This window comes from Herpetosiphon sp. NSE202, assembly GCF_042688385.1.
Lineage (GTDB): Bacteria > Chloroflexota > Chloroflexia > Chloroflexales > Herpetosiphonaceae > Herpetosiphon.
In genome coordinates this window covers 32,567-55,373 of sequence record NZ_JBHUPY010000006.1, presented here as the reverse complement: position 1 = coordinate 55,373, position 22,807 = coordinate 32,567, and the positions used below count along the sequence as shown (strand labels likewise).

Annotated in this window: 22 protein-coding genes and 1 pseudogene; 1 reads left to right on the top strand and 22 read right to left on the bottom strand. The window is 50.9% G+C overall.

What is annotated here, in order from left to right; translation table 11 throughout:
• Window position 1: 1 nt before the first annotated feature.
• The 16 genes and pseudogenes from ACFMKP_RS08165 to ACFMKP_RS08090 all read right to left on the bottom strand — a co-directional run bounded on the left by ACFMKP_RS08165 (window position 2) and on the right by ACFMKP_RS08090 (window position 16,011).
• Window positions 2-1,418 (bottom strand): annotated as a pseudogene (locus ACFMKP_RS08165) (PTS mannitol transporter subunit IICB).
• Window positions 1,419-1,772: 354 nt separating this feature from the next.
• On the bottom strand, window positions 1,773-3,308 hold the full coding sequence (locus ACFMKP_RS08160) for a BglG family transcription antiterminator (protein WP_382290772.1): 1,536 nt from the start codon (window positions 3,306-3,308) through the stop codon (window positions 1,773-1,775).
• A gap of 447 nt (window positions 3,309-3,755) precedes the next feature.
• Window positions 3,756-4,694: a hypothetical protein gene (locus tag ACFMKP_RS08155; protein WP_382290770.1), complete on the bottom strand. Its 939-nt coding sequence runs from the start codon at window positions 4,692-4,694 to the stop codon at window positions 3,756-3,758.
• A 568-nt stretch (window positions 4,695-5,262) separates the two neighbouring features.
• Window positions 5,263-6,639, bottom strand: a complete 1,377-nt coding sequence (locus ACFMKP_RS08150; protein WP_382290768.1) for an alkaline phosphatase family protein — start codon at window positions 6,637-6,639, stop codon at window positions 5,263-5,265.
• Between the two features lies 1 nt (window position 6,640).
• Entirely contained in the window at window positions 6,641-7,495 is an 855-nt protein-coding gene (locus ACFMKP_RS08145; RefSeq protein WP_382290766.1) for a UbiA family prenyltransferase, read from the bottom strand.
• A complete protein-coding gene (gene eboE / locus ACFMKP_RS08140) occupies window positions 7,479-8,681 on the bottom strand; it encodes a metabolite traffic protein EboE (RefSeq protein ID WP_382290764.1) in 1,203 nt (400 codons plus the stop codon). Before eboE ends, ACFMKP_RS08145 begins: the two co-directional genes overlap by 17 nt.
• Before the next feature lie 2 nt (window positions 8,682-8,683).
• Entirely contained in the window at window positions 8,684-9,511 is an 828-nt protein-coding gene (locus tag ACFMKP_RS08135) for a TatD family hydrolase (protein ID WP_382291269.1), read from the bottom strand.
• A complete protein-coding gene (locus tag ACFMKP_RS08130) occupies window positions 9,511-9,813 on the bottom strand; it encodes a hypothetical protein (RefSeq protein ID WP_382290761.1) in 303 nt (100 codons plus the stop codon). The genes ACFMKP_RS08135 and ACFMKP_RS08130 overlap by 1 nt, the downstream gene beginning before the upstream one ends.
• A 12-nt stretch (window positions 9,814-9,825) precedes the next feature.
• Complete coding sequence (locus ACFMKP_RS08125; protein WP_382290758.1) at window positions 9,826-10,983, bottom strand: 3-dehydroquinate synthase; 1,158 nt, start codon at window positions 10,981-10,983, stop codon at window positions 9,826-9,828.
• A gap of 79 nt (window positions 10,984-11,062) precedes the next feature.
• On the bottom strand, window positions 11,063-11,809 hold the full coding sequence (locus ACFMKP_RS08120) for a YggS family pyridoxal phosphate-dependent enzyme (protein ID WP_382290756.1): 747 nt from the start codon (window positions 11,807-11,809) through the stop codon (window positions 11,063-11,065).
• Complete coding sequence (gene pgeF / locus ACFMKP_RS08115; protein ID WP_382290754.1) at window positions 11,799-12,605, bottom strand: peptidoglycan editing factor PgeF; 807 nt, start codon at window positions 12,603-12,605, stop codon at window positions 11,799-11,801. The genes ACFMKP_RS08120 and pgeF overlap by 11 nt, the downstream gene beginning before the upstream one ends.
• Before the next feature lie 161 nt (window positions 12,606-12,766).
• The gene (locus ACFMKP_RS08110) at window positions 12,767-13,162 is read right to left on the bottom strand and encodes a phasin family protein (RefSeq protein WP_204756478.1); all 396 of its coding nucleotides are present in this window, start codon (window positions 13,160-13,162) and stop codon (window positions 12,767-12,769) included.
• Between the two features lie 63 nt (window positions 13,163-13,225).
• Entirely contained in the window at window positions 13,226-13,963 is a 738-nt protein-coding gene (locus ACFMKP_RS08105) for a phasin family protein (protein ID WP_110515401.1), read from the bottom strand.
• A gap of 672 nt (window positions 13,964-14,635) precedes the next feature.
• Entirely contained in the window at window positions 14,636-14,899 is a 264-nt protein-coding gene (locus ACFMKP_RS08100) for a hypothetical protein (protein ID WP_382290751.1), read from the bottom strand.
• A gap of 18 nt (window positions 14,900-14,917) precedes the next feature.
• The gene (locus tag ACFMKP_RS08095; protein ID WP_382290750.1) at window positions 14,918-15,448 is read right to left on the bottom strand and encodes an SUKH-3 domain-containing protein; all 531 of its coding nucleotides are present in this window, start codon (window positions 15,446-15,448) and stop codon (window positions 14,918-14,920) included.
• A 2-nt stretch (window positions 15,449-15,450) separates the two neighbouring features.
• A complete protein-coding gene (locus tag ACFMKP_RS08090) occupies window positions 15,451-16,011 on the bottom strand; it encodes an SUKH-3 domain-containing protein (protein ID WP_382290747.1) in 561 nt (186 codons plus the stop codon).
• 118 nt (window positions 16,012-16,129) lie between these two features.
• Between ACFMKP_RS08090 and ACFMKP_RS08085 the strand changes: the two genes are divergently transcribed.
• The gene (locus ACFMKP_RS08085) at window positions 16,130-16,621 is read left to right on the top strand and encodes a DinB family protein (RefSeq protein ID WP_382290744.1); all 492 of its coding nucleotides are present in this window, start codon (window positions 16,130-16,132) and stop codon (window positions 16,619-16,621) included.
• A 44-nt stretch (window positions 16,622-16,665) separates the two neighbouring features.
• Here ACFMKP_RS08085 and ACFMKP_RS08080 read toward each other — a convergent pair whose 3' ends face one another.
• The 6 genes from ACFMKP_RS08080 to ACFMKP_RS08055 are packed head-to-tail and all read right to left on the bottom strand — an operon-like array spanning window position 16,666 to window position 22,747.
• Complete coding sequence (locus ACFMKP_RS08080) at window positions 16,666-17,859, bottom strand: nitrate/nitrite transporter (protein WP_382290742.1); 1,194 nt, start codon at window positions 17,857-17,859, stop codon at window positions 16,666-16,668.
• A 13-nt stretch (window positions 17,860-17,872) separates the two neighbouring features.
• Window positions 17,873-18,103, bottom strand: a complete 231-nt coding sequence (locus ACFMKP_RS08075; RefSeq protein ID WP_054532605.1) for a DUF6755 family protein — start codon at window positions 18,101-18,103, stop codon at window positions 17,873-17,875.
• Window positions 18,100-18,654, bottom strand: a complete 555-nt coding sequence (locus ACFMKP_RS08070) for a ubiquinol-cytochrome c reductase iron-sulfur subunit (protein WP_239583916.1) — start codon at window positions 18,652-18,654, stop codon at window positions 18,100-18,102. The genes ACFMKP_RS08075 and ACFMKP_RS08070 overlap by 4 nt, the downstream gene beginning before the upstream one ends.
• A 41-nt stretch (window positions 18,655-18,695) precedes the next feature.
• Window positions 18,696-19,316 carry a 4Fe-4S dicluster domain-containing protein gene (locus tag ACFMKP_RS08065; protein WP_204756537.1) on the bottom strand — a complete coding sequence of 207 codons (621 nt, stop codon included), beginning with the start codon at window positions 19,314-19,316 and terminating at the stop codon, window positions 18,696-18,698.
• Between the two features lie 9 nt (window positions 19,317-19,325).
• Entirely contained in the window at window positions 19,326-21,572 is a 2,247-nt protein-coding gene (locus tag ACFMKP_RS08060; protein ID WP_382290738.1) for a molybdopterin oxidoreductase family protein, read from the bottom strand.
• Between the two features lie 20 nt (window positions 21,573-21,592).
• The gene (locus tag ACFMKP_RS08055) at window positions 21,593-22,747 is read right to left on the bottom strand and encodes an MFS transporter (protein WP_382290736.1); all 1,155 of its coding nucleotides are present in this window, start codon (window positions 22,745-22,747) and stop codon (window positions 21,593-21,595) included.
• Between the last annotated feature and the right edge of the window lie 60 nt (window positions 22,748-22,807).

Genomic DNA, 22,807 nt, shown 5'->3' with positions numbered 1-22,807 from the left:
TTTAGGCCTCCACTAGATCAGTACCATCCTGCAAGCTTTGCACAACCTGATCGAACACGGGATCATTCAGGAATTGGGTGAAGGCAATTACCACGGCATTTGGCGCTTGCTTGCGGGCAAAATCGGCCAAGCCTTTATGCACCAACACCAGCTTGGCATCGGTTGGCAACGAGCGCACCGATTTATGCACCACGCTAATGCTCAAATTGGCTTGTTTGAGTTTCTTTTTGAGCGCCGTTACGCCCATAAAACTTGAGCCAATGCCTGCTTCACAGGCAAACACGATCGTTGAAACATCTGCGGCAGCGATTGATTGAGCCATAACAAACCTCCTTGTTTGAAATTAATTAGTGAGCGGCAACGGTTGCGCCAGTCATTTCGGCGGATTCTTCTTCGGCTTCAACGGCTTCTTGGCCGGGGAAGAGTTTGAGCAACACCGAGCCAACCACAAACGAGCCGATAATCCCCACAACCACGCCACCTAAGACCGCAAAATGGCCGCCGCGTGGAATAACTGCAAAATAGGCAAAGATCGAGCCAGGTGATGGCGTGGCAACCAAGCCAGCATCCCAAATCACAAACCAGAGGTCGGCCACAATCCCACCAGCCCACATTGCAACAATCATCATGGGGCGAGCCAAAATATAGGGGAAATAGATTTCGTGAATCCCGCCGAGGAAGTGAATCACGGCAGCGCCTGGAGCCGATTGTTTGAGGTTGCCTTTGCCAGCAAACCAGAAGGCCAAGAGCAAACCCAAGCCTGGGCCAGGATTACTTTCGAGCAAGAAGTGAATTGCCTTGCCACTCTCTTTGACTTCTGCCACACCCAAGGGGCCGAGAATCCCGTGGTTAATCGCGTTGTTGAGGAACAGCACTTTGGCTGGTTCGATCAGAATGTCAGCAACGGGCAACAAGCGCGAATCAATCAGAAATTGTACGCCCGAACCCAAGCCATCGCTCAGAAATTCCACGACTGGGCCGATTGCCACATTGGCCAAGAGCACCAAGCCAGTTACCAAGAAGCCAGCTGAAAAGTTATTGATCAACATTTCAAAGCCGGTTGGCATGCGATCTTCCAGGAATTCGTCGATTTTCTTCATCAGATAGCCGCCAAGTGGCCCCATAACCATAGCGCCGATAAACATCGGAATATCGGCCCCGACAATCACACCCATAGTTGCGGCAGCACCAACCACCCCACCACGGGTATCGTGAATCATCTTGCCACCAGTGTAGCCAATCAGGGTTGGCAACAAATAGGTGATCATTGGGCCAACCAGCTTGGCAAAGTCTTCATTGGGAATCCAACCAGTGGGAATAAACAGAGCGGTGATTAAGCCCCAAGCAATGAACGCACCGATGTTAGGAACAACCATTGCAGCCAAGAAGCTGCCAAAGCGCTGAATATGCTGTCGCATGATGGGCGTTTCTCCTTTGAAGTCATTGTTAATCGTCGTTGATTGCCCGTGGATTTCAGAATGGTGGTTCTGCCAGCTAACGCCCGGGTTGTTCGCTAAGCAACAGTTACCCACGGTTTTGCACACACCGCTAAGTAGAGGTTCGTCGCGGTGTTTTGGCAGTGCCCTACACCATGGCAACGATCCTATCGTAGATTGTCAATCGAGGGAGACAGCTCCGGATGGACAGAGGTTCGATGTGTTTGTTCTACTCTTACGGTACAAGCGTTTTAGGCCATTGTCAAGCTATAAAACCTATTTTATTAGTTTGCTTTTTAGTCGCTCAATTGCGACAAAATGCGATTATTTCGCAGCCTAAACCATCCACTGGGTTAGCGCCGCAATATCTTCTGGGTGCAACATTGGATGCACTTGGATAACATCAATCGGCACACTAGCCAGTGCAAGCGGCGCAGTTGTAATTACCAAATCGGCCTTGGCCAAACGCTCTGCAGAAAGCTCGCGCATTGATAAAACTTCAAAAATGCCAAGTTTGGGAAACCGCGCCTTGAGCCGAGCCACCAACAGTTGGGTTGTGGCCATGCCGCTCGGGCACACCACCAAAATATTGCGGGTTTGGACTGGGCGCGCCCGCACTACCGCCGCCCGCAAGAGCAAAATCAGTTCATCGCGGGCATCGAATGGCAAGGCGACACCAATCGTTGCCAACAAGCTGCGATCAATCAGATCGGCTATGCGGCGCTCGGCTGCATAGCGCTCGCTCAGCGTTTCGCTGGCTTGATGGTTTGGAACCCACAAGCCAAAGCGTTGGCGATTGCAAGCAGGCGGAATTAATGCCTCCAAGCCATCGCGCAAAAGCTGATCGTTGGCGAGGGCTGGCACATTGTAGGTTGTGGCAATCAAATCAATCAGACGATTGATTAAATTATGGGTCACATGATCAGTTTCGCGTTGCCTGAGCCATGGTCGTTCGCGGGCGGCACACACCAATTGCAAGCTCAAGCCAGCAATTTCGGCCTGCGTAGCGGTTTGCTCCACGCCATAGTCAATGATTAATTGGCTGGCAATTGGCCAAACCACTTGTTGCTCCAGCCAATGCAGGGTTTCAGGATGCCACATGAGATACTGTTGGGAGCCAATCCGCTGCTGTTGCAAGGCTAAAGCCAACCCAAGCAGGCTAATTGCCTGATCGCTAAAGCGTGCATGCAATTGCGTTTCAGCCCAAATGACCTGCTGTTGCGCCTCAGCCAAATCAAGCTCCTGCAAAAAGCTATTGATTCGTTGAATAATTGGCAAGAGCGCAGCATCCTGCTGCAACACAAAATCAAAGCCAGCCCCAGCCTGCACGCTAATAATTGGCAAACTGAAGGGCACATCGCCCCATAACAAAGCAGCAATCGCTTGGCGTTTGGCCAATTCAGGCCCTTCGATCCAGCAGCCGCGATGTTGCCGCCGCACCACTTGCAAGCCAAAACTTGCCAACCAAAGCTCCATCACATCGAGATCTTTGAGCACCGTCGTGCGCGCAACCGCCAAATCGTGCTGAAGCTGGTTGAGGGTCAATGGCTCAGGCGTAATCAACAACACCAAGCCCAAAAGCTGGCCGCGTTGTTCTGGCGTAAGAATCAATTGAAATTTGGCTTGCGATTCAAGCTCGGCATGCAAGCGTTGGCGTTGCTGCGGCGCGCAGATCAGCTGAATGCCAACCCCTGGCACTTGGCGTAAACTGGCGTGGCGACGCGCCAACCAAAGCTTAATACTGCGTAAACTATAGGAAACTTGGCGTGGCGTGAGATGCAAAGACTGGCCGAGCGCCGCAGCCCCGATTGGAGTTTCGGTGGTGAGCAAAAGGTACAACAGATCACGTTGAGCAGTCGTCAGCGACAGCATACGTTTACCCCATAGTGTGGAGCGAAATAGGTTCCCTACAATGAGAGATTGTGTTTATGCTAGCTGCGATTTAGCCCATTGTCAAGCGCTAAAACACGTTTTATTAATACATTTTTTAGTAGGACAATTAAGACAAAAGTGGATGATTTAACCTATAACATTCCCTCACCCCCCAACCCCCTCGCCCACTGAACGCGGGCGAGGGGGAGCAGCCGTTTTTACCAAGGATTTTTGCAAGAATCACGACGTTAAAGCCCCTCGCCCGTTGGACGGGAGAGGGGTTGGGGTGAGGGAATCTTAACAACCGACCCTTAAAAACCAGCCCCTCTCCCACTGAACGCGGGCGAGGGAGTGCAGCCGTTTTTACTGACGCATTTCGCTAAAACCAGCATGTGAAAGCCCCTCTCTCGCTGGGCGGGAGAGGGGTTGGGGTGAGGGAATCCCTGTTTACTTCGATTCGTCAGCTGGTTTTGAATCCTCATTGACGATCGGAATATTAGTTGCTTGCGCTTGTTCAGGTGCTTGCGGTTGTTCAGGCGCTGCAGGCCCATCCAATTGGCGCAAAAAGCGATCGGTATAGGTTTCTTCGGCTGGGTCGAAGTGCTTGGCTGCCCGCTCAAAATATGGCGTAGTCACACGCCGAGCAAACTCAAGCAAGCCCTCTTCTTGAATCGCGTTCAACGACTCGTGATAATATTCAAAAATATGGGTATTGCCTAAGCTCCAGCCAGCCTGCAGCGCACCGGCGGCAACCACAGCTGAAACATCAAGCAACGATTGGCCTTCGGTGCGCGCGGTTTCGCGCAGTTGGTCGAAGGTATCGGCCAAAGCGGTTGGGGCAGGCAAGCTGCTAGCATTGGCTTTAATCGTTTCCCACGAGCTGCGCAAGGCCGAAACATCAAGCGGTGGCAAATCGACGGTATCGGCAGCTACACCAGATGTTCCTTCCAAGCGTTCGAGCAAGGCATCAACCGAATCAATATTCGCTTCTGCTGGCAACAATTGGCGTTGTTGTAATTCAGATACCAGCGCCGCCAAATAGGTGCGCGTGCCGCTCGTCACATCCGAGGCTGCGGCCAAAAACCATAGCGGCGACCAACCAAGGCTCAAAAAGCCGACCAATTCGACCGCGTTACCAGCTATTTTGCGTTTGGTCAGTTCTTCGATACCCATTGTTTCGTCAGCATAAACATTTTTTACATCGCCAACCAATTCGATTGTGATGCGCAGCAAGCGTTCAAATGTTACCTGATAGAGCCGCGTATTGCGCAAACTCTTGGGAACGATCACATTGCTGGCCTCGTTGACCAAGCCGCCAACTAAGGCTGCGCCTGCTCGTAGCGTGCGCTCTGGCAACGAAATCACATAATTTAGTGGTTTATCCATCGACATCTCCTTTGACAGCACCTGATCTAGGCTTGTACTAAGACGCTGCTCGCTATAGATTTGTTTTAGCCATTTCACAAAGGATGGCTATTGGCGTTTGGTACATCAGGGTAACCATCGCCTGATCCCCTCACCCCCAACCCCTCTCCCACGTGGCGGGCGAGGGGCGTTAATCCCATGGTTCTTGCGCACTGCGTTGGTAAAAACCGGTGCTCCCCTCGCCCGCGTTCAGTGGGCCGTTGAATATTTGGCAGTACATTGATTGTCGTCAACGGTAAAAACCGGTGCTCCCCTCGCCCGCGTTCAGTGGGCCGTTGAATATTTGGCAGTATATTGATTGTCATCAACGGTAAAAACCGGTGCTCCCCTCGCCCGCGTTCAGTGGGCCGTTGAATATTTGGCAGTACATTGATTATCGTCAACGGTAAAAACCGGTGCTCCCCTCGCCCGCGTTCAGTGGGAGAAGGGCTGGGGGTGAGGGCATGATCTTGGTTGCCAATCCAATGAACCAATACAGCTTTTGATTTTTGCCTTCTGACTTTTGCCTTCATCCCTCATCCCTCATACTTCATCCTTCTATAAGGTGTCGCCACAAAATTTGGTAGACATCGGTGGCATGCAAGGCGGCTTCGGGCAAAAGCTCTGGCTGATTGGTCAGTAACAACGGCGCGTGATCAGGATCGCTGCTAATCACGCCATGCGAGCCACGCACGACCGTTGGATCAAGCCCAATCACATCCATCACATAGCGGAAACCAAGCTTTTTCTTGGCCAAAGTCATGCCTATTTTGGCCATTGGCACGCGCAAACTTGGGTCAACAAACAGCTCAGCAGGGTCGTAGCCAGGCTTACGATGAATATCCACTGCCCGCGCAAAATCGGGCGCACGCTGATCATCAAGCCAATAGTAGTAGCTGAACCATGCATCGGCCTCGGCGATTGCCACCAACTCGCCAGCGCGCTCGTGATCAAGGCCATATTCGCGTTTGCCTTCAGCATCAAGCACTTTGGCAATCCCAGGCGTGGCTTCAAGCAGGGCTTTGACTCGTTCCAAATAGCTCAAATCATTCACATAGACATGGGCAACTTGATGATCAGCCACGGCAAAGGCTTTGCTCACGCCAGCATCAAGCAATTCGCGGCCCAATTCTTCGCGCACAGCAATTAATCCTGCTGCCCGCAACAAGCGATTAATCGCCACTGGCCGATTAACGCTGGTAATGCCATACTCCGATAAAATGATGATTCGTGCGTTGCGTTGCTCGTAGAAATCGAGCAAATCACCAACAATTTGATCAATCTCGGCCAATTGTGCTGCGCAGCGCTCAATATCTGCGCCATATTGCTGAAAACAATAATCCAAATGCGGTAAATAAATTAAGCTTAACGTTGGATTATAGCGTTGCTCAACGGTTTTAGCTGAGCTGGCAATCCAACGCGACGAAGCAATTGAAGAATTTGGCCCCCAAAAATTAAACAACGGAAATTGACCTAGTTCACGCTGTAAATCATCGCGCAACTCGGCTGGTTGACTGTAAATATCAGGCAATTTGCGGCCATCAGCAGGGTACATCGGGCGCGGCGTAACCGCAACGTCAGCTGCTGAATACATGTTGTACCACCAGAACAAATTGGCACAGGTAAAGCTTGGATCAAGCGCTTTGGCTGCTTCCCAAATTTTTGGAGCCTGAACTAATTTATTTGATTGTCGCCAAAATTTAACTTCACATTCATCGCGAAAATACCAGCCATTACCCACAATTCCATGCTCGCTGGGCATTTTACCAGTCAGGTAGGTTGCTTGTATACTACAGGTTACTGCTGGAACAATTGGTTTAATTAAAGCTTGGGCAGTTTTTTGCTGCCATGCCCGTAAACGTGGTGTATGTGGCCCAATCAATGCAGGGGTCAAGCCAACAACATTAATGACAACAGTTTTATGCATCTTAGGTTCCTTGAATAGAGCGTTGAGCCAAGCGAGTGAGGCCAAAGGCGGCAATTGCAAACGAGCAAGCCCACAAATTGCCAGCAACAATGCATACAAGGGCATCGAAGAGGCTAATGCCCGCAATCAAACGACCAATCGCTGGGCCAATCAGGCGCTGGCGATAGACCAAACTGATGCTATGCAAGACCCAACTCAGCAAGCCAACACTCACAATAATCGGGCTAAAATCGGGCGTAACCAAAGCATAGCCAGCGGGCAGCAGCACACACAGCGCAGGCCACAGTGCCTTCAATTGCGGGCGTAGCTCCGATTTAGCGATAAATGTAAAGCCCATCACATAGCAAAAGAGCAAGCCAACTGCCAACCATGCTTGCCACGAAAAATTAACACCCAAGGCCGCAATGGTGCTGAGATAGACCAAAATCCGCGTGCCAGCCATCAGGACTGGGCTGATTGGATTGGTTTTGTGCCACAAATCGTAGAGCACAATTAACCCAACCAAGCTGCTAGCCCAAAGCAGACCTTGCAAACTCACCAACGCCACACAGCCCAAGCCAACCCCAAACAAGCCGATTGTTAGCAGCAAGGCGGCCTTGCGACTGACACGACCGCTGGGCAAAGGCCGATCTGGCCGTTCACGCAGGTCGATCGCATAATCGCACCAATCATTAAACACCATGCCAGCGCTATAAAAGAGGCTAAATGCCAGCGCCAGCAGCCAGACCCGCCAATCGCCGATGCTCACGCCAGCCAAGGCCACGCCCGCCAAGGTATTGCTGATCACGGTCGGATTATTGGAGATGCGCATCAACTCCAAATAGGCAAACCAGCCAGATTTAGCGCTTGAGTTCATGCAGCACCCACGCATATTCCCGCGCAATCGATTCGGTCAGATCGAGTTTTAATTGGCTTGGCAGCACATCCCAAGTATAGGTTTCGATTTCTAAATGCTGGCTGTAGGGTTGCTCATTCAACAGCTGCAAACTTTCTAGCAAGGCTGGTTGGGTCGCGTTGAGCACCCCAAAACTGCTAGTAAATATCGGCACATGAAAATGAATGCGCCATTCGCAAGCTTGCGGGTCGTCGATTGCAGCTAAGGCTTGGGGCAAATCGCGATATTGCAGCAACGAGCCATCGCGATTGCGCTGAATCACTTGATGCAAATAAATTGCCTCGCTAAATGGTGCTAAGGCTGTTGCCACTGCTTGGCGATCGTCGCCAAACTCCACTTGTAAGGCTGAGCTAAACTGCACTTTGGCTATGCTCAGACCTGCTGCTTGATACTTGGCAATCACTGTGCGTGGCGCTTCGTAGGCCACTGCACAATGGCAGGTATCCAAGCAAGCGCCAACATGGCGACGAATCGCAGTTTGGGCTTCGAGCAACGAGCAATCGAGCATGGCCACCAATTCGGCAGAACCAACAGCAAGCAACTGCTCAAAATAGCTAATCAGTTCGCTGCTGGTTTCGAGCAAGCCATCTGGCTCTGGCTCGAAGGCCAGTTGAATGAGGATGCCGCGCTGGCGTTCAAGCTGCACCAAGGCCGCAACCACCTGCAACACATGGCGATTGAGCAAATTCCACGGCACGCTGGTTAAATCAGCAAACCATGGCTTATAGCTCAACGGGCTGGTCGAAATTGAGCCATGCATGCCGTTGGGCAGTAGCGCAGCCAAAATCTCGATCAAACGCAACGTGTAGACAACCCGCTCAGGCTCCTGCCAATCGGGCGCATGCACCTGATCCTTAACAGGTTGTTGATGAAACGGGTGGTACGGAAAGCCATTCAGGGTAAAAACATATAAGTTATGTTCAGTTAACCACGTTTGAAATGCGGCCAACGTAGCTGGCTGCAACAATTCATGGCTTTCTTGGCCCGAAAGGCGCAGGCCAATGCCAAAAGCTTGGTCGGGCGCAACTCGCTGTTTAAGCTCGAGCACATGCTGTTGTAAGCCAGCCAAGACTGCTGGCCAGCCATTTGCAGGGTGAATATTGGTGCAATAGGTCAAATCCAGTTGCGGCGTTTGCTTAATTTCCATGGTTACTGCACCAATGCTTGCTCAAGTGGCGCGAGCTTAAACTTGGGGTTTTGGCTCAAAAAGCGGCTGGGATTGGCATAAACTACTTCGTGAATCCATTGCTGCGAATGGCCACGGCGGCGCATTTCAAACATACAATTGGGAATTGCCAGCGGTTGGCTTGGGCCCCAATCGCAGGCTGAAGCCACACACAACCGCTCAGTGCCATACATTTCGAGCATATCAATCGCGCGGCCTGGCGAAACTTTGGTCATTGGATAGAGCGTCAAGCCTGCCCAAAAGCCATGTTCAAGCACCATGCGAATCGTATGCTCCTCAACATGGTCAACCAGCACCCGACTGGGATCGATGCGGCTGTTGCTGGCCAAGGTTTCAACAATTGCCTTCGTGCCTTTGTATTTATCTTCAAGGTGCGGAGTGTGAATATGGATCAATTGATTGTGCTCAAGCGCCAATTCAACATGATCGATAAAGGTGGCAAGTTCGTTGCGGGTCACGCGATTAAGGCCAATTTCGCCAATTCCCAGTACATTTGGGCGCTCCAAAAATTGGGGAATAATTGCCAAGACTTCGCGTGCCAGTTCGCGATCTTCGCCTTCTTTAGGGTTCAAACAGAGCCAAGTATAATGCTGAATGCCATATTTAGCTGCGCGTTGGGGTTCAAACTCGGTTAAATGTTTAAAATAATCAGCAAAAGCGCTGGCCGAAACCCGATCGTAGCCAGCCCAAAATGCTGGTTCGGTCACGGCAACACAGCCAGTCAAAGCCATGGCATGATAATCGTCGGTGGTGCGCGAAACCATATGCGCATGCAAATCGATATAATTCATCATTGCTCACTCTCCTTGGCTGCTCCATAGGCACTTTGGCCATCGCGTTCGGCGCGCAGCTCGCTACTCAGATCGCTCAACAACATTTGAATCCGTTCGACACGGCCAAATTCGCTGCTATTGAGCGCTGCAAGCGCTTCGCGAAAGGCTTTGATCCGAAAATCGTCGTTGGCATTGTGCTCAATCGAGCGCTCAAAGCGATCCAAAAAGGCGGCAATATCTAAGATTTTGGTCCGATGCTCAATAAATTCAAGCTCGATTAATTCACGCTGCGTGCGTGGGCAAGAGCCTTCAATCTGCATAAAATCCTCGTTTCAAGCGCGTTCGGCTAAATAGCGAATGGCTTGTTGCATAACGCTTAAATCAATTGTATGAACGTCGTAGGGTTGGCCAATATCGCGAATTAATGTGATCGTTAATTGGCCGCCAAGGTGTTCGCGAAACTCAGTCAAGCCACTCAACAGGCTTTGGGGATGCATTGGCTGGTCAAGATAGCTGCTCAAGGCTGGGTGATAGAGGTCGAAGCCAAGCGCCATGAGACAATTTATCACCCGTTGCCAAGTAGCCTCAGCTAAATCACCCAGCAAATAGTTATAGGTGCAATCGAGCGCAATCCCAATGGCTACCGCCTCGCCATGGCGCAAACTATACTCGCTGAGATATTCAAGTTTATGCGCCGCCCAATGACCAAAATCCAAGGGGCGCGCTGAGCCTCGCTCAAATGGGTCGCCACCAGCAATATGGGCCAAATGCAGCTCGGCACAGCGAAAAATCTGATCCTGCATCACGGCCAAATCGCGCTGTTGCAGCGCCGATGTTGTTTGCTCAATCGTGGCAAAAAAAGCTGGATCTTTGAGCAAGGCTACTTTGATGGCTTCAGCAATGCCGCTGCGCCAATCGCGCTCGCTGAGCGTGGTCAAAAAGTGGCTATCGTTGAGCACAGCATAGGGTGGCGCAAATGTGCCCAAGAAATTCTTTTTGCCAAAGGCATTGATGCTATTTTTCACCCCAACTGCTGCATCGTTTTGGGCCAAAACCGTGGTTGGCACGCGAATCAAGCGCACGCCACGATGGGCAGTTGCCGCCGCATAACCAACCATATCGATTAATGCCCCGCCGCCAATCGCCATAACATACGAATGGCGATCGATCGCATAGCGATTAATGCCAGCATAGACCGCTTGCAATGGCTCGCTGCTGTGTTTGATCACTTCGCCGCCAGCCAGCACAAGGCTTGGTTCGACCAATTCAAAGGCTTGGCTGGCTTGGGCATAGGCCGCAATAGCGGCTAAAAGGGTCGGGTGATGCTCAGCCACAGCTTGATCAAGCACCACCCAAAGTTTGGGCAGGCTCGGCGCTGGGGCAAATATAGCAGCTAAACATGGGTTAGCTAGGTCAAAAAGTTTATGAGTGCAATGCACTGGATACGAATAACGAACTTCAAACGCTTGCTGGATCGAACGCATAGCCATCTCTACCACTATGAGCAAATGCTCCAAATACTGAAATTACAATATTCCAATTTTAGCATAGCTTGTAGTAGGCCGTTATTTAGCGTGCGCCAAACAATGCAGTGCCTACCCGCACAAACGTCGAGCCTTCCTCGATGGCCACCTCAAAATCGCCGCTCATGCCCATCGAAAGCTCTGGCAAGGGGCGATCAAGCTGCTGTTCAAGCGCATCGCGCACGTCGCGCAAGGCCCGAAAGCATGGCCGCACCACGCCCTCAACATCATCAGAATAGGGCGCGATCGTCATAAAGCCCTGCAAATCGATCAACGGTAACTCAGCAATGGCGCGAACTTCGGCCACAAAATCGTGCCATGCAGGGTTACGCACACCGCCAGCTAAGGCAAAGCCATCTTTGGAGCGCTCGCCAGAAACATTCACTTGCAGCAAAATTGGCAAGGGCTGCGGAATTACCGCTGCTTCTTCATCAACAATCCGGTTGAGAATTTCGGCCAGCTTAAGGCTATCGATTGAATGGATTAATGAAAAAAGCTTGGCAGCGCGCCGCGCCTTGTTGCGTTGCAAATGGCCAATTAAATGCCAGCGGGTTTGCGCTACGGCTTCTGGCGTTTGCAGGGCAATTTTCTCCTCGGCCTCTTGCACCCGATTTTCGCCCACATCGTGAATGCCAGCCGCCAAAACCGCATTGACCCGCAGCATTGGATGGGTTTTGGTGACCGCAATCAAGCGCACGCTGGTGGGATCGCGCTGACTGCGCTGAGCAGCTTGGTCGATCCGCTGCTGAATCTGGGCAATCTGTTCCAACAATTGAGCCTGATCAAACGGCATGACGTACCTCGCGTAGACCAATCACCGCAGCAAAGCGACCGGTAGCTCCTGCTTCGTGACGATGTGAAAAGAAGCGATCATTATGACAAGCTGTACATAAATTCATGTTAATCAGGTTGGCAGGTTGAATGCCAGCTTGCAGCAACCAATGGGCATTTGCCGCCCATAAATCAAAATGCGGACGCTGTTTGCCAAGTTGGCGCAACAACACATGCGCCGAATGCTCACCAAATGCTTGTTCAACCGCGCCAATCACTGGCTGATCGACCTCATAGCAGCATGGGCCAATCGCAGGGCCGATAGCTGCCAGAATATTGGCTGGCTCGGAGCCAAATTGAGCTTGCATGGTTGTGATAACCACTTTGGCAATATTATTAACTGTGCCTTGCCAACCAGCGTGAGCCACGCCAACTGCTTGGGCAATCGGGTCGAAAAAGAGCAATGGCGTGCAATCGGCAAAATTGGCCCACAGCACCAGCCCAGGCTGGTTGGTAACTAAGCCATCGGCAGGCGGCAAGGTGGTTTCGCGCTCGCTCGCGCCACGTCCGCGCTGCAATTCGCCCACGACGGCAACGGTTGTGCCATGAACTTGGCCAGCCAAAACTGCATCATCAAGCGTAAAACCGACCTGTTCTGCAAAACGGCGGCGATTTTCCAAAACGGCGGCGGGATCGTCGGGCCGCGAAAAACCAAGATTGAGGGTTGCATGGGGTGGTTTACTGACCCCACCTTGGCGGGTTGAAACGCCATGAATCAACTCAGGATACCGCAAGAAGCGTTGGATTTGCTCGATCATGCCAACCCCCATCAGATTGCTTGAATTTAATCAGCAATACAAAGCGTGCTAGCGCCCATCATAACACCAGATGCAGCTTGGTTGAAAAGCAAAAATCCCCCTTGAATGGTTTTTCGCCATCCAAGAGGGATTTGCACTTTGCGAAGCAGCAGGCCTAGGGGTTAGGCGTTGCGGCTTTTCTTCAATTCTTCCACCCGAGCCGAAAGTTGGGCAATTTTGTCGCTCAACTCATCGATATCGCGCTTTGATGGAATATTCATTCGGTTGAGCACTTGTTCGAGCCGTGATTCAACCCGTGATTCAGCTTCATCGGCGACGTGCTCAACTTCACGTTTGCGACGCGAAAGCACATCATTCAACAAGGTTTTGGCTTCCCGTTCGGCAACTTCACCACGATCAACCAAGCGACCAACGAATTGTTCCATTTCGTCGCGGGTCATGGCCACAGCGCCAACAGCAGCCAACATCAATTTGCGCACGCCATCGACAAATGGCACGCCACGATCGTCAGCATCTTTCTTGATTTCATTCAAGCTTACTTCGATTTCATCAGCCATTACAATAACTCCTTTGGATTGACCTATCGCTCACCAGTTGTTCCAGTATAGCACCGCGCCAAATTAGCCGCGAAGCGCTTCGATCCGGCGTTCAACTTCGCGTTGAACGGTGACGCGCTTGGCGTGGCTAGCTTCAAACAATTTGACATGATGCAATTCGGCGATGCCCAAGCCATCGAGTTTGGCAATGGCTTCTTCAGCGCGCAAGGCTTCGTAGCCAGCAAATGGCTCGCGAATTTCGCCATCGACGGTCAGATGTTTGGCAACCGATTGTTCAATTTCGCGTTGAACGGTGACGCGTTTGGCGTGGCTGCTTTCGTAGGCTTCCAAAGCAAACAGTTCATCAAGGCTCAAGGTTGGCAACAAAACAATAATTTCTTCGGCGGTAAGATTTTCGTAGTTGGCAACTGGGGCGATGCTGCCATCGCTGCCAAGTTCGCGCAATTGAGCGTTAAGTTGGGCGATGCGGGTATCGAGCACGCGCAAAGTTTTGCGTGAAGGAATGTTCAAGTTTTCCAAGACATCGCTCACGCCACGCTCAACAGTTTGGCTGGCATCTTGCACATCGTTATTCAAATTGTTTTGTTCGCGGCGGAGGCGCACATTCAAATCTTTCAAATCGCCACGAACCCCGGCGGCTACTTTTTCGCCGCGCTTGATCAATTTTTTAAAGGTTTTTTCACCATTATCGATGGCCAACCCAGCAATCCCCAAGCCTGCCAACCATGAACGGCGAGCAACTTTTTGGGCGCTTTTGACTTGTTTTTCAGTCGTGTCAGCAATTTGGCGAATGATCGTCATAGATCGCTCCTTTTGGGTAAACCGCCATATGGCAGTTTTTTATAGCATGTGTTGTTGTTTTGATGTCATGACGCGTTGCGTTATCAAGAATATAACACAGCGCGTCATAGGTGTCAAGAGCGATTAATCACAGAATTTGGCGATCTCTTCGATTTACTGGCCGCTGATCTTGGCTATTGGCTTTGGGCTATTGGCTTTGGGAGCCTAATCTGTGGTCATCTGTGTCAATCTGTGGCTAAAACAAGGTATGAAGGATGAAGGATGAGGGATGAAGCGGAATGATGGCTATTGGCTGGTGGCTTTGAGCTATCGAAACAGCAATCAAAAAATCATTCGTGTAATTCGTGTAATTCGTGGCTAAAAATTCATCTTTGTACTCTTTGGGATTCCCGATCCTCAACAACTGATCACCAATCAGCGTTTCGCCACCCTTCCGTCCCTCCGCCGGAGGGAACCGCCGGGGGTTTTCAGCCCCCAGCACCCCCAAATATTGAGTTTGTGGACTGTTTTAGTATTGCCAAAACCTTGGCTTCGTGTAATTCGTGGCGAAGAGTTGGCTATTGGCTTTGGGCGATTGGCTTCGCGATCGTCGCGCGCTGCGTGGTTCGCACATAGCCAAGCCATGAATCAATGCTCTTTTTGAAGCAAGGGCAATACCAGCAACTGAGAAAATTAGGGATCTGGCTCAAACGAATTAATCTCTTTGCCATCAATCAAATCGCGAATATCGTCATGGCACTCAAAAAAATCGTGCATCACCTGCATAAAGAATTTAACATCAAAAGGAGCCGCTGGCGCAGGATATTCGCTTTGTAGTAAACGACGAGACAGGTAAAAATTAATTGCGATCAAAAACCGTCGAGTAATGAGATCCGGCTCAGCCAGAATCATTTCACGAGTGTAGCCATCATTAATCGTATTGGGTTTGCGGATCATAGTTCCTCAATGCTACATTCACAAGTTTTCATCAATTGCTTGAATCAACAAAAACGATTGTAGAAGTCGATGTAACGCAAGCGGCAAATTTACTCCAAGCAAAGATAAACCTTTAAAATGATCATAATATGACGTTGATTCATGCATAATTTGCCCATTGGAAAGCACAAATAGCGAACTCTCATTTCGATTTGGACATTTAATTCTGCCAATTGGGGCAATTTGCAAACCACTCAGCCGGATGTAGGTATGAGAACACCAAAAGGCTGCCTCGCTAAATGCTGGGGCCAGTTGTGGCAGTAATTGAATCTCAATTGGTTGATCAGTCCATACAAATAGCGCTTCCAAGCTTGCATCGAGCGGCCATGGCTGGGCTAGTGTTGCGCTATTGAACTGGAAACCGCCATAACGACTTAGTAGCTCAATCAGTTGGGGAAATATTGGGTATTGCTGCTGACGCAGCTCATAGAGCCATGGTTCAGGATCAATCTGTGTATCTGGCTGCCAGCCTGCTGTCGTCAATAGTGAATCAATAATTGGCTTAATCATTGTTACTCCTTGGCTGCATCATCAAACAAAACTGCATACTCAGCCAAGGCATTCAAGCCCTCGCTGGGCGTGGTTCCCCAAATTTTCAAAGCCGATGTGAACCTATCAGCTAAGCCACCCCAACCCATATTGTAGAACTGGCCCGTTATAATCCACCCATCAGAGGTTAAAAATATCGTGCTTCCCACATCATACGAGCCAATTGGGCAAATCAAACGCCCATAATTGGCAATCAACGGATGGTTAAGCCAGTAGGGCGCAGCGTCATAATCGGCATGCTGAGAATAGGCAGGAATGAAATTCTCAAACATTCGCCAAAGCCGATAGGGAATTCCGTGATGCTCAAAAACTTGATCAGCAAAAATAAATCGATTATGGCTCCCCAAGGTTGTTAGGCCACCAAATTGGCGTAAAAATGCTTCAGCCAGCGGAAATAGCGGATACGTCGCTTCTGCAATGTGCTCAAGATGCGCTGTAGGATCAACATCGCGCGCTGGAGTCCAGCCAAGTTGGCGATAGACGGTTTCGGCGATTGGCGAAAGTTGGAGTTCAAGGGTTTGCATGAATTCGGCCTCCTCAATCTATGCCAAATAAAACAGATGTGCTATGATAAAGTTCCATATTGAGCTTCATGTTGAGGATAGTTTAACGGAGCAGCTTGATTAAGTATAGGAGATGCAGATGAATGTTGCAGCGTTTCGCCATTTCTACGAGTATCACTTTGCCGAAAATCGCCAGCTCTTGGAACAGTATGTCGCCCAATTATCCGATGAACAGTTTATCCAAGAAGTAGCATATTCGCTCGGCTCGGTGCGCAACCAACTGGTGCATTTGATGAGTGTTGATGAAACTTGGTTTAGTGGCTTGCGTGGCGTAGAATTTCCCGAACCGCTTGATCCGAACGCTTTCGCCGATCGGGAAGCCTTACGCAAGTATTGGGCTGGCGTTGAAGCTATGATGCGCGAATATTTGGCCAATTTGCAGGATGCAGATTTGCAAACCAAACCGCTTGATGGCGAAGATGAAAATTTGATTGTCTGGCAAGTATTATTGCAAGTTGTCAACCATGGCACCGATCATCGCGCCCAAGTGCTGCGCATGTGCCACGATTTTGGCATAAAAACCAGCTCACAAGATTATATTTTTTATGTGTATGCCAATCCTTCAGCCTAAAAAAGCGGTGAGACACCTATTTTGAGGTGTCTCACCAAACTAGCTTAGGCAAGTTGTGGGCTTGGGCGGCGCGGGCGATTGTTGAAGTAGAGTACCAGCCAGCAAACCACGGTAAAGACCGCCAAGGCTACAAAACCATAACTAAACGAGCCTGTTTGTTGGCGAATGTAGCCCAGTAGCAAGGGCGGGAAGAAGCCGCCCAAGCCACCAGCAGCACCGACCAAACCAGTCACAATCCCAACTGATTGCGGGAAATACTCAGGCACTAATTTGAAAACTGCACCATTGCCTAAGCCAATTGCCGCCGCCATGCCCAATGCGCCAATCGTAAAGGGCACAACGTTGTTGAAGGCCATCAAGCCTGCCATACAAGTCGTGATTGGAAAGACCCATTTCAAAATTGTATTGCCGCCAACTTTATCGGCCAGAATCCCGCCAACTGGACGCAAAGCAGTCGCTACCAGCACAAAGCCAGCGGTACGTAAGCCAGCATCGGTTTTGCTTAGGCCAAATAAATCGGTCAACAAGGTTGGCAAATAGACCGCCATGGCCACAAAACCACCAAATGTTAGAAAATAGTACAAGCTCAACATCCAACTTTTGGTATTCCGCATTGGTTGTAAAATTTGGCTTAGGCTTTTGACTTGGCCTTGGCGCGGCGCATTGCGGGCAAAGAGCATAAAGCAGATTAGCCAAACCACAGTCAATGCCGAAAAAACCCAAAAGCCCCATTCATAGCCCAAATTGGCCGCCAACACTGGCGCGCCAAACGCTGCCAACGATTGGCCTGCATTGCCAGCGCCATACACACCCAAGGCAAAACCTTGGCGTTGCGGCGGATACCAACCACTGACAAAGCCAACCCCAACCGAAAAACTCGCCAGCGCCAAGCCACAACCAAAGGCTGCAATCAGCAATTGATTGTAACTTTGCACCCAGCCCATGCCGAGCGATGGGATAATCGCGCCAGCCATCACGGCGCTAAACACGATCCGCCCACCATAGCGATCAGTCAACATCCCCAGCGGAATCCGCCCCAAACTACCAAGCAAAACCGGCAAGGCCAACGCAATGCTGACCTGAACGGGCGTAAGATTCAAATCGGTTTTAATCGTTGGCATCATGGCCGAAACCGAGCCAAATATTGCAAAACAGACGGCAAACGCGCCGGTTGCGAGAATCAATTGGCCAAGATTGCCACGGGGTTGGTCCTCGTTGGCTGTTGCTTGAGCATTCATTGCAAGGCTCCTATCAGTTGGGCTTTCGATCAAGCTTGTAGAGAAATCTCAGCAAGCCAAGGTTGAGCAGCAAACAGATGCAGCTAAAGATTAAGGCTGGCAGTGGCACACCACTATCACCACCAAGATACGAGTTCATGGTGGCGGTCAAGAGCCAAAGCTGCACAATATCGATGATCAACACAATGCTTAAAATGCCATGGACGATGGTCATTTTTTGCTGGCGGGGAAAGCGTTGTTTCATATGCTGCGTAGCTCCACGGCGGTTGCAAAAATCTCATCGCCACGCACTTCGACATGAATGCGCGGCAATGGGCGTTGTGGCGGCCCAGCTAATGGGCGGCCTTCAGCCAAACTAAACGAGCCATTATGGCAGGGGCAGCCAATTTGGTTTTCGGCAACGTTGGGAATCACGGCGCACGAAAGATGAGTACATTTTTGGCTATAGGCGAGCAAGGTATCAGCATCGGGGCGCACCAAAATGCATGGCTCATGCTCGTTGGGATAGTGAAATACCAATGTGCCGCCAACCGGAATTTCGCCAAGGCTGGCAATTTTTTGGGCTGGTGGTGGCGCTGCTTGGTTGCGCTGCCAATTTTTAAACAAAATCCAAAATTGGCCTGCACTAAATGCCGAGCTAATCAGCACCAAAAATTTGGCAAATTCTCGCCGCGAAACATAATTATCTTGGGCGACATCAATCGGAAAATCTTGCCGCCATTGCGGCTGTTCGCTCAATGGCAAGCCATCTGGCGCAAGCGAAAGTTCATCGTGGTCGCGAGTCATAATCAGCATGTCCTTTCAATCTCAGGTTGCAACAAACAGCGTTTGGCGGCTTATTCGTCGTGCATCATCAAGAAAATATCGTGACCACTGGTGTGATCATGCATAGCCGAAAGCACGTCGATGTGTTCTGGTTGAGCTGTTCGCGGCACCATCATGTGGACTTTGGTGCTGATTGTTTGCTGACCAAATTGAAATTGATTGATTGGCATCGAGCGGGGACGTTGGGCTTCAATTTGCTCGCGTGTGCCATAGTATAAAGCACCGCTTGGGCAGACCGAGGCGCACATCGGCGCTTTTCCTATCGAAGTTCGGTCATAACACATATCGCATTTCATCATCAGTTCAGCACCACTATTCATCTTGGGCACGCCAAACGGGCAGGCCAGCACACAGTTGTTGCAGGCAATACAGCGTGGTTTTCGCGCAGTTTGCACCACACCATCAGGCGTTTTCTTAATTGCATCAGCAGGGCAAACCTCGGCACACGTTGGCGAATCGCAGTGCATACACACTACTGGCGCGGTTTGGGTCGAATAATGCCGATTCACAAATTCAAGGTGAATCATGGCCTGACCTTTGTGCGTATCGCACTCGCTACAGGCTTGGACACACGATTGGCAGCCGATGCAACGGCTGGGATCGATAAAAAATTCATACTGGGCTTCAGGCATGGTAGGCTCCTATTGCTGAGGCTCAAGTTGGCTGGCATAGGCTGGTGCTTGGCTGGCTTTGACCAAGCGCACCGCACAAACCTTGTACTCAGGAATTTTCGAAATTGGGTCTTGAGCGGCGATCGTGAGACGATTGATGCTTTTTTGGCCAGCCCAGTGATAGGGCACAAAAATCGTATCTGGGCGAATCGTGCGCACAACTTGCGCGCGCAAGGTAATTTCGCCGCGCCGAGTTTGGGCCGTGACCCAATCGCCTTCTTTGATGCTGAGCCGCATGGCCAGTTGCGGATGCAGCTCAATTCGTGGCTCGGCATATTGATCAACCAAGGGGCCAATGCGGCGGGTTTGGGTTCCCGATAGAAAGTGGCTAATCACCCGGCCTGTCGTCAGCATTAGTGGATATTCTGCGTCAACATCTTCAGCGGGCGGCGTGTAGGGCGCAACGTTGAAGCGCGCTTTGCCATCAGGGAAGTAGAACGGGCCAGCACCCTTGGCCACTGGATTCCAGGAATTTGGCTCGAACAGACGCGGCGTGCCCGGGTGATCATCGCTGGGGCATGGCCAAAACACTCCGTTTTGGGCTTCAATTTTTTCATACGTAATGCCTGAGTAATCGGCAACCCCACCTTTCGAGGCGCGGCGTAATTCTTCAAAAATCGCTCGTGGCCCATCGAAAGTAAAGCCTTTGCTGCGACCCAAGGCTTGGGCAATATCCTGAATGATGCGCCAATCTTGGCGGGCATCGCCTGGGCATTCAATCGCTTGATTGATTTTGATCACCCGACCCTCAGCTTGGGTAACAGTTCCTTCATCTTCCTCTTGCAGCGAGCCAGGCAACACAATATCGGCATGACGTGCGCTATCGTTCAAGAAGAAATCGATTGAAGTATAGAATTCCAGTTTATCGAGCATCGCGCTCACGTAATCGCTATCGGGCAGCGAAACCTTGGGATTAAAGCACAAGCTCAGCAAGCCTTTAATCTCGCCAGTTTCGATTTTGCGGAAAATTTCGTAGGCATCAACGCCGGGCTGGGGCATTTCCTCGACAGGCATATCCCAAATGTTGGCAATATGTTGGCGATGCTCGGGATTGGCCAAATCGCGCCAGCCTGGCAATTGATCACATTTTTGGCCATGTTCGCGGCCACCTTGGCCATTGGCTTGGCCAGTAATCGTGGCATAACCACAATTTGGCCGCCCGATGCGACCCGAAGCCAGCACAAGGCTAATTGCGCCCAGCACGTTTTGCACGCCATGGGTATGGTGCTCAATGCCACGGGCGTGAGTCATAAACGAGGTTTTGGCCGTGCCCCACCATTCGGCGGCCTGTTGAATGCCTTTTTCGGCAATCCCCGTCACCTCGGCTGTGCGCTTAGGAGTCCAATCGGCAACATGTTCGGCTACAGCTTCAAAGCCAACCGTATGATTGTTAATAAATTCATGATCAAGCCAATCGTGTTTGATCATCAGGTGCAAAATGCCATTGAACAGGGCAATATCGCGGCCTGGCTTAATTGGCAAATACAGGTCGCAGGTACGGGCAATTGGCGTGATGCGCGGATCGACAACGATAATTTTGGCACCATTTTCGCGTGCCCGCCAAACATAGCTGGTGGTGATTGGCGCACATTCGGCCACATTCGCCCCGCTAATCCACACCACATCGGTGTGCAGCATATCGTCCCAGGCATTGGCAGCGCGGTCGATGCCGAATGATTTTTTGTTGGCAGCGCCAGCGCTGACCATGCATAAGCGCCCGTTATAATCGATATAGGGCGTTTTGAGGCACATGCGGGCAAATTTGCCCATCAAATAGGTTTTTTCGGTGGTCAAACTTGCGCCAGAAAGAATCCCGAAGGCGCTGTTGCCATATTGGGCTTGAATGCGACCAATTTCGCCAGCCACGCGCTGAATTGCTGCATCGTAGCCAATGGGCCGAAAACCGCCGCTACTGGCTGGATCACGCTCCAAGGCGCTGAGCAAGCGGTCGGGATGCGCCCCTTGCAAATAGCGTTTCACGCCTTTCGGGCAAAGCATGCCTTGATTAAACGGGAAGTCATACCACGGCTCAAAGCCAATCACGGTATTGTCTTTGACTTTCAGTTGAATGCCACATTGCTGGCCACAAAAGCAACAGTGGGTTTTGACCAAGCGATCTGGCTCAACGCCAGCCTCAAGCCGTTGGCCTTGGGCATGGGCGAGATGTGGGCCAAACGCGGCAATCAAATCGAGTTCAGAACGGGGAAGCTGTGCCATAATTTCAATTCCTCACAAACCTAAAAATGCAGATTGGCCTGATCTTCATGGCCAAGCGGGCCTTCGCTAATAACGGGGTTACCAAAGCGCGGGGCGGCTGGTTGCTCGTGCATGCTCGAAAACATTTGATCGCCAAAATTGCCTTGCCATTGTTTGGTTTGAGCCAAAACAAACATCGCGCGGCGGCATGGCGGGCAAATCCATTGATAATGTTCGACTTCGCCCGCAACTTCGTAGCGAAAGCCAAGTTGCTTTTGCACGCTAATCAAATCTTCGACGTGCATCCGCGAGGAATAGGCTTCGCCACAACGACGGCAATGGGCTTGCTCGCTGGTTGCGCCTGCATCTTTATAGAAGGTTGCGCCAAGTTGCGCGGGGCGCTGGAAGATGTGAAAAAACTTGCCAAACGGCATATACAGCAAGGTGAAAATCACCGTAATTGCGTGCAGAATTGCAATAAAATCGAAAGCATAGCCACGCATCCAGGTGTAGCTGGCGGTCAGCATCACACCGGTCACGCTAATCGCAAACAGCAAAATCAGCGGCAAAATATCTTCAACAAATTGCTGGACTGAGGCCGCGCCATGGTCGCGCATGCGCCGCCACATCGCTAGCATCACACCGAAAATCACCGCGAACGACGACCACACCAAGCCATGAAACATCAAAAAAGCAAAAATCGAATCGACGGGGAAGTCGAAGAGGGCAAAGCCAAACAAATAGGCTCGATATGAATCCAACGAGCCGGGCACGCTGGCGAAGTGCAGCCAGCCAAAAACTAAGGGAAACGTGATTGCGACAGCGACAATGCAGCCCCACATAATGAACCAGTGGGCCAGCCAGCGCAACTTGCCACGCTTCCAAATAAAGCGATTAGCGGCAAAATCGCTGCTGGTGCGGGTAAACAAATTGCGAATGTTGGTCAATAAGCGCTGAGGTTTAAAAAACATTTGCCAGCCGCGTTTCCAATACATGGCGGTTGGCGGGCGTTGCAGCCACATCGTGTAGCGGTAGGTAATGCCAAAGGTGGCAAAAAGCGTGGCAAAGGTGTAGGCAACAAGGGCTGCATCAAAATGCGCCAGATCGCGGGAACCAACCGCAATCATAATCGCAAGACTGATTGTTGTAATGCAGCCCCAGATAAGCGCTTTGCGAACGGGGTGGCGTTTGACCATCGGGTGCTCCTTGAACCAAAACGACATTGTTGTTTTAAGTTGGCACATTTGGGGAATTAC